General features: G+C 73.0%; 4 protein-coding genes. 2 read left to right on the top strand and 2 right to left on the bottom strand.

Going from position 1 to position 6699, the window contains the following annotated elements; genetic code table 11:
- Positions 1-1634, top strand: a 1634-nt coding sequence (locus ABZ914_RS43715) for a hypothetical protein (protein WP_500200641.1), incomplete at its 5' end; no start/stop codon positions are given.
- 84 nt (positions 1635-1718) lie between these two features.
- The gene (gene fdh / locus ABZ914_RS43710; protein WP_500200640.1) at positions 1719-4967 is read left to right on the top strand and encodes a formate dehydrogenase; all 3249 of its coding nucleotides are present in this window, start codon (positions 1719-1721) and stop codon (positions 4965-4967) included.
- A 16-nt stretch (positions 4968-4983) separates the two neighbouring features.
- On the opposite strand, the gene selD is transcribed toward fdh, so the two are convergent.
- Positions 4984-5997, bottom strand: coding sequence for a selenide, water dikinase SelD (gene selD, locus ABZ914_RS43705; RefSeq protein WP_500200639.1), 1014 nt, complete (start codon positions 5995-5997; stop codon positions 4984-4986).
- Positions 5994-6699, bottom strand: a 706-nt coding sequence (locus tag ABZ914_RS43700; protein WP_500200638.1) for a SelB domain-containing protein, incomplete at its 5' end; no start/stop codon positions are given. The genes ABZ914_RS43700 and selD, both read right to left, overlap by 4 nt.

The following is a 6699-nucleotide window of genomic DNA, read 5'->3' as shown; positions in this document are numbered from 1 at the left end:
CGCCCGACCCGTCCGCCGGCCGGGTCGAGACGCCGGTCGCCACGGGCTCGCCCGTCACCGGCGTCACCGAGACCATGGTCCGGGTGCGCGTCCCGCTGCCGTCCTCGGCGGGCCCGCACCCGGAGGCCTGCGACTGGCTGTCGTACCTGCGGTTCCGGGACTCCGCCGGCCCCGCCGCGTCGGCGGACGCCGACCGGATCCTCGTCGCGCAGCCCGGCATCCTGGAGGGCGCGGGCGCCTTCGACAGCGTCGCCCGCAACACCGTCGCGGCCGCCGCGAAGAACGGGAAGCACATCGAGTTCTGGGCGCTGGACCGCAGGTCCAACTGCCTGGAGGACCACACCGGCGTGCAGGCCGGCCTCGCCGCCAAGGACGTCCACCTCGCCGTCGACTACTACTACCGGCGGAAAGAGGTGGACGGCCGGAAGTTCGCGGGCTACCAGACCAACGACCAGGTGGCGTGGCTGCAGAACGTCGGGCTGGAGCAGACCGTCCGCGACCAGTACGACCTCATGGTCCACGAACTGCCGGACCAGGCGGCCCGCAAGCGGAAGATGCTGTGCGGCGGCCATTCCCTCGGCGGCGTCCTGACCGCGTTCTTCGCCGAATGGGACTTCGACGGGAACCACTCCACCACCGACGACGCCGGCTACGACCAGTGCTCCGGCTACTTCGCGCTCGACACCCGGATCAGCACGAGCCTGCCCGGCATGGACGGCCAGATCCCGGCCGACCTGGTCCCGCTGCTGAAGTTCGGCGCGAGCGCCGTCCAGGCCGGGCTGGAGAGCGGCGTCGTCCCCCGCTCGCTCTCGGCCCCCGCGCTGATCAACACCGAGACGATGAACCTGCTGTCGATCGCGGGCCTCGCCGCCGACCTCGCCCCGGACGGCCCGTCCGACCTCTCGACCTACGTGCCGTCCTCGTTCAACACCGACACGACCTACCGGCTGCTGTTCTCCAAGGACTACCCGACGTTCCTCAAGGGCTCCCCGACGGTGCAGGACTTCCGCTTCACCAACGCGGCGGCGCTCGGCGGGCTCCTCGACGACAACTCCGAGCCGCTGGCGTTCATGCAGGCCAGCGTCGGGTTCTGGGACGGCGGGAAGATCGTCGACAAGGAGTTCCCGGCACCGAACGACCTGGACTCGATCGGCCTCGGCGGCCTCGGGCAGCTCCTCGGCCCGGACAAGAAGGCCATCCCGGACGAGCCGAACGGCCCGCTCTACACGTGGCGGAACTACGACGACGTCGGCGGCGGGGTGCCCGCCTCCAAGGACGGCACCCCCTTCACGTCCGCCGCCAAGGAGGTCACCGACATCGGCGAGCTGGCCCGCAGCCTCGCCGAGCAGCCGCTCGACTTCACCGAGCACTACTTCCCCACCAGGATGGTCACCGACATCGCGCTGGCCGCGTCCCCCGGCATCGCCGACGACGCCGTCCACACGAACGGCCCGACCGCCAACCCGATCATCAACCTGGAGGCCGGCGACGGGCTCGGCGGCCGCGACCCGCGGCCCGGCGACGTCGTCGCCCCCGGCTACCAGCACATCGACGTGCTGACCGCCGCCGCGGAGCAGAACGGCGGCGAGCCCGAGATCGTCTCCACGAACCTGGCCGCCTTCGCCGCGAAGTGACCGCCGCCCGCCCGCGCCCCTCCCCTGGTGTTTCGGCGTGCGGGGCGCGGGTACGTGGCCGCCCGACGAGGTGAGGGGGTCGGGATGGGCGTCCGCCAGTGGATCGGATCGTGGCCGGTGTACCGGCAGGTCACGGGAGACGATCCGCTGGGCCGCGGGGCCGCCGCCAAAAGCGGCGTCAGCGAGCGGCTCAAGCCGCGGGTCAGCACCGCCGACCAGGTCGTCAAGTCCGTCTGCCCGTACTGCGCGGTCGGCTGCGGCCAGAACGTGTACGTCAAGGACGACAAGGTCGTCCAGATCGAAGGCGACCCCGACTCCCCGGTCAGCCGCGGGCGGCTCTGCCCGAAGGGGTCCGCGAGCCTCCAGCTGACGACCGGCTCGGCGCGCGAGCAGCACGTGCTCTACCGCCGCCCGCACGGCACCGAATGGGAACGGCTCGACCTCGACACCGCCATGGAGATGATCGCCGACCGCGTCATCGCGGCGCGGCGGCACGGCTGGGAGTGGGAGCGGAACGGGAACCGGACGAGGCGCACCCTCGGGTTCGCCAGCCTCGGCGGCGCCACCCTCGACAACGAAGAGAACTACCTCATCAAGAAGCTGTTCACCGCGCTCGGCGCCGTACAGATCGAGAACCAGGCCCGCATTTGACACTCCTCCACCGTTCCCGGTCTGGGAACCTCGTTCGGACGCGGCGGCGCGACCACCTTCCAGCAGGACCTGCAGAACGCCGACTGCATCGTCGTCCAGGGCTCGAACATGGCCGAGTGCCATCCGGTCGGGTTCCAGTGGGTGATGGAGGCGAAGGCGCGCGGGGCCAAGCTGGTGCACGTCGACCCGCGGTTCACCCGCACCAGCGCCCTCGCGGACCTGCACGTCCCGCTGCGCGCGGGCAGTGACATCGCGTTCCTCGGCGGGATCATCAACCACGTCCTGGCGAACGAGCGGTACTTCCGCGAGTACGTGCTGGAGTACACGAACGCGTCGGTGATCCTGGACGAGGGCTTCCGCGACACCGAGGACCTCGACGGCGTCTTCTCCGGCCTCGACCCCGAGTCCCGCAGCTACGACCAGGCGACCTGGCGCTACGAGGGCCTGGAGGTGCAGGCCGCCGCCGGCGAGCGCGACATGGAGTACGAGGACCGGGCCACCGCGTCGGCGTCCGGGCACGGCGAGGCCACCGGGTCCGGCGGCCCGGCGCTCGGCGAGGGCGACCCGTCCCGCGACCCGTCCCTGGAGCACCCGAGGTGCGTGTTCCAGGTGCTCAAGCGGCACTTCTCCCGGTACACCCCGGAGATGGTGGAGCGGATCTGCGGCGTCCCGCGGGACCAGTTCCTCCAGGTCTGCGAGCTGGTCACGGAGAACTCCGGCCGCGACCGCACCACCGCGTTCGCGTACGCGGTCGGCTGGACGCAGCACACCGTCGGCGTCCAGTACATCCGGACGGCGGCGATCCTGCAGACGCTGCTCGGCAACATCGGGCGGCCAGGCGGCGGCATCCTCGCGCTGCGCGGCCACGCCTCCATCCAGGGCTCGACCGACATCCCGACGCTGTTCAACCTGCTGCCCGGATACATCCCGATGCCGCACGCCCACGCCAACGAGAGCCTGGACGCGTTCATCGCCGCCGAGTCCGCGAAGAAGGGCTTCTGGGGCGAGATGCGCTCCTACGTCGTCAGCCTGATGAAGTCCTACTTCGGCGACGCGGCGACCGCCGACAACGACTTCTGCTTCGACTACCTGCCGCGCCTCACCGGCTCGCACAGCACGTACGAGACGGTGATGGCGCAGATCAAGGGAACCTGCAAGGGCTACTTCCTGCTCGGCGAGAACCCGGCGGTCGGGTCGGCGAACGCGAAGATGCAGCGGCTCGGGATGGCGAACCTCGACTGGCTCGTCGTCCGCGACTTCTCGCTCATCGAGTCGGCGACGTGGTGGAAGGACGGCCCGGAGATCGAGTCCGGGGAGATGCGCACCGAGGACATCGGCACCGAGGTGTTCTTCATGCCCGCCGCCGCGCACACCGAGAAGGACGGCAGCTTCACCAACACCCAGCGGATGCTCCAGTGGCACCACAAGGCCGTCGAACCGCCCGGGGACGCGCGCAGCGAGCTGTGGTTCATGTACCACCTCGGCCGGATCATCCGGGACAGGCTCGCCGGGTCGTCCGACGAGATGGACCGCCCGGTGCTCGACCTCGCCTGGGACTACCCGGTGCGCGGCGAGATCGCCGAGCCCGACGCCGAGGCCGTGCTCGCCGAGATCAACGGCCGCGACGCCGAGGGGAAGCCGATCTCGTCCTACACCCAGCTGAAGCCGGACGGCTCCACCTCCTGCGGATGCTGGATCTACGCGGGCTGCTACGCCGACGGCGTCAACCAGCCCGCCCGCCGCAAGCCCGGCGGCGAGCAGAGCTGGGTGGCACCCGAGTGGGGCTGGGCGTGGCCGATGAACCGCCGCATCCTGTACAACCGGGCGTCCGCCGACCCCGACGGCAACCCGTGGAGCGACCGGAAGGCGCTCGTCTGGTGGGACGCCGAGAAGGGCGAGTGGACGGGCCACGACGTGCCCGACTTCGTCGCCGACAGGGCGCCGGACTACAAGCCGCCGCACGGCGCGACCGGCCCCGACGCCCTCGCCGGGAACGACCCGTTCATCATGCAGGCCGACGGCAAGGCGTGGCTGCACGTCCCCGCCGGGCTCATGGACGGCCCGCTGCCGGCCCACTACGAGCCGCAGGAATCGCCGTTCGACAACCCGCTGTACGAGCAGCAGCGCAACCCCGTCCGGCAGATCATCGAGCCGCATCCGGCGAACCTCTACCAGCCGAGCGGCGACCGGCCCGGCTCGGAGGTGTTCCCGTACGTCACCACGACGTACCGGCTCACCGAGCACCACACGGCGGGCGGCATGTCCCGCTGGCAGCCGTACCTGGCGGAGCTCCAGCCGGAGTTCTTCTGCGAGGTGTCGCCGGAGCTCGCGGCCGAACGCGGCCTCGAACACGCCGGCTGGGCCACCGTGATCAGCGCCCGCGGGGTCATCGAGGCCCGCGTCATGGTGACCGAGCGGATGTCGCCGCTGCGGATGGACGGCCGCACCCTGCACCAGATCGGCCTGCCCTACCACTGGGGCGCCAACGGCTACAGCCGCGGCGACGCCGCCAACGAGCTGCTCCACCTCTCCCTGGACCCGAACAGCCACATCCAGGAGGCCAAGGCCCTCGCCTGCGACATCCGCCCGGGCCGCCGCCCCCGCGGGGAGGCCGCCCTCGCCCTCGTCCGCTCCTACCGCGAGCGCGCCGGCATCACCGACCGGACCGGCACCCAGATGTGACCCGGCCCCCCGCCGCTCAGCGGATGAGGAGGGGGTGGCCGGTGGCGGGGACGAGCTCGCCGATGACGGGGTGGTCCGGGAGTTCGGCGGCGACGAGGAGGCCGCCGGAGGTCTGGGCGTCGGCGAGCAGGAGGCGGTCCTCCTCGGAGGCGGCGCCGAAGTCGGTGTGCGGGGCGACCCAGTCGAGGTTGCGGCGGGTGCCGCCGCTGACGTACCCGGCGCGGACGGCGTCGCGGGCGCCGTCCAGGTAGGGGACGGCGGCGGCGTCGACGACGGCGGTGACGCCGGACGCGCGGGCCAGCTTGTAGAGGTGGCCGAGCAGGCCGAACCCGGTGACGTCGGTGGCGCACTCGGCGCCGGCGGCGAGCGCGGCGGCGCAGGCGTCGCGGTTGAGCGCGGCCATCGACGCGACGGCGTGCGGGAAGACCTCGCCGGTCGCCTTGTGCCGGTTGTTCAGGACGCCGACGCCGAGCGGCTTGGTCAGGGTCAGCGGCGTACCGGGCTTGCCGGTGTCGTTGCGGAGCAGGCGGGCGGGGTCGGCGACGCCGGTGACGGCCATGCCGTACTTGGGTTCGGGGTCGTCGACGCTGTGGCCGCCGCCGACGTGGCAGCCCGCCTCGGCGGCGACGTCGAGGCCGCCGCGCAGCACCTCGCGGGCCAGTTCGAACGGGAGGACGCCGCGGGGCCAGGCGAGCAGGTTCACCGCGACGAGCGGGCGGCCGCCGACGGCGTACACGTCGGACAGGGCGTTCGCGGCGGCGATGCGGCCCCAGTCGTACGGGTCGTCGACGACGGGGGTGAAGAAGTCGGCGGTGGCGACGACGGCGGGGCCGCCCGGCGCGTCGGGGAGCGTGACGACGGCGGCGTCGTCGCCGGTGTCGAGGCCGATGAGGAGCTCGCCGTTCGGGTCGGCGGGCGCCGTGCCGTGGCGCGCGGTGAGGCCCGCGACCACGTCCTCCAGCTCGCCGGGCGGGATCTTGCAGGCGCAGCCGCCGCCGTGCGCGTACCGGGTCAGCCGCTTGCCGGTCATGAGGTCCTTTCGGTGCAGCGCCTGCGCAGGTCGTCCACGCGGACGGTGTAGCCCTGCTCGTCGAGGTGCTCCAGCAGCGGGACGGCGACGCGGCGCGTGGTGCCGAGCGCGCGGCGCGCCTCGCTGAGGGTGAACGGCGGGTCGAGCTTGGCCAGCAGCGCGGCGGCCTCGGCGTCGGCGCCCGGCAGCAGCACGATCCCGTCGGCGACCCTGAGCAGCGCGCCGGCCGCGGCGGCGGCAGCGATGAGCTTCGGGGTGAGGCCGAGTTCGGCGAGCCGGCCCGCGTCGGGGGCGTTGAACGGGGCGCCGGCCAGGTCGCGGCGGACGGCGTCGACGGCCCGGCGGACGTGGGGCGGCAGTTCGGGTGCGGTGGCGGTGCCGTAGAGCCGGCCGTCGCGGCGGTGCAGGCCGGTGGCGAGCGCTTCGACGAGAGCGCGGTCGGGCAGGCCGAGCGCGCGGCGGGCGGCCTCCTCGGGCAGGCCGGGATCGGTCGGGTGCGTCCTGGCGTGCTCTTCGACGGCGTCGCGGAGGCGGCGGCGCAGGTCGTCCCAGTGGCCGGGGTCGGCGAGCCAGTCCCCGGCGACGGGTTCGGACGGCGGCGGCACGCCCATCGCGATCAGGTCGGCGCGGCGGGCGAGGCCGCGGCGGCGCAGTTCGGCGGCGCCGTCGGGGCGCGGGCCCATCGCGGCCAGCTCGCGGGCC

Origin of the sequence: Spirillospora sp. NPDC046719 (assembly GCF_040645715.1) — a bacterium.
In the GTDB taxonomy this organism is placed as follows: domain Bacteria; phylum Actinomycetota; class Actinomycetes; order Streptosporangiales; family Streptosporangiaceae; genus Spirillospora.
Note: the sequence above shows the minus strand (reverse complement) of the source record. Positions and strands in the feature narration are given on the sequence as shown.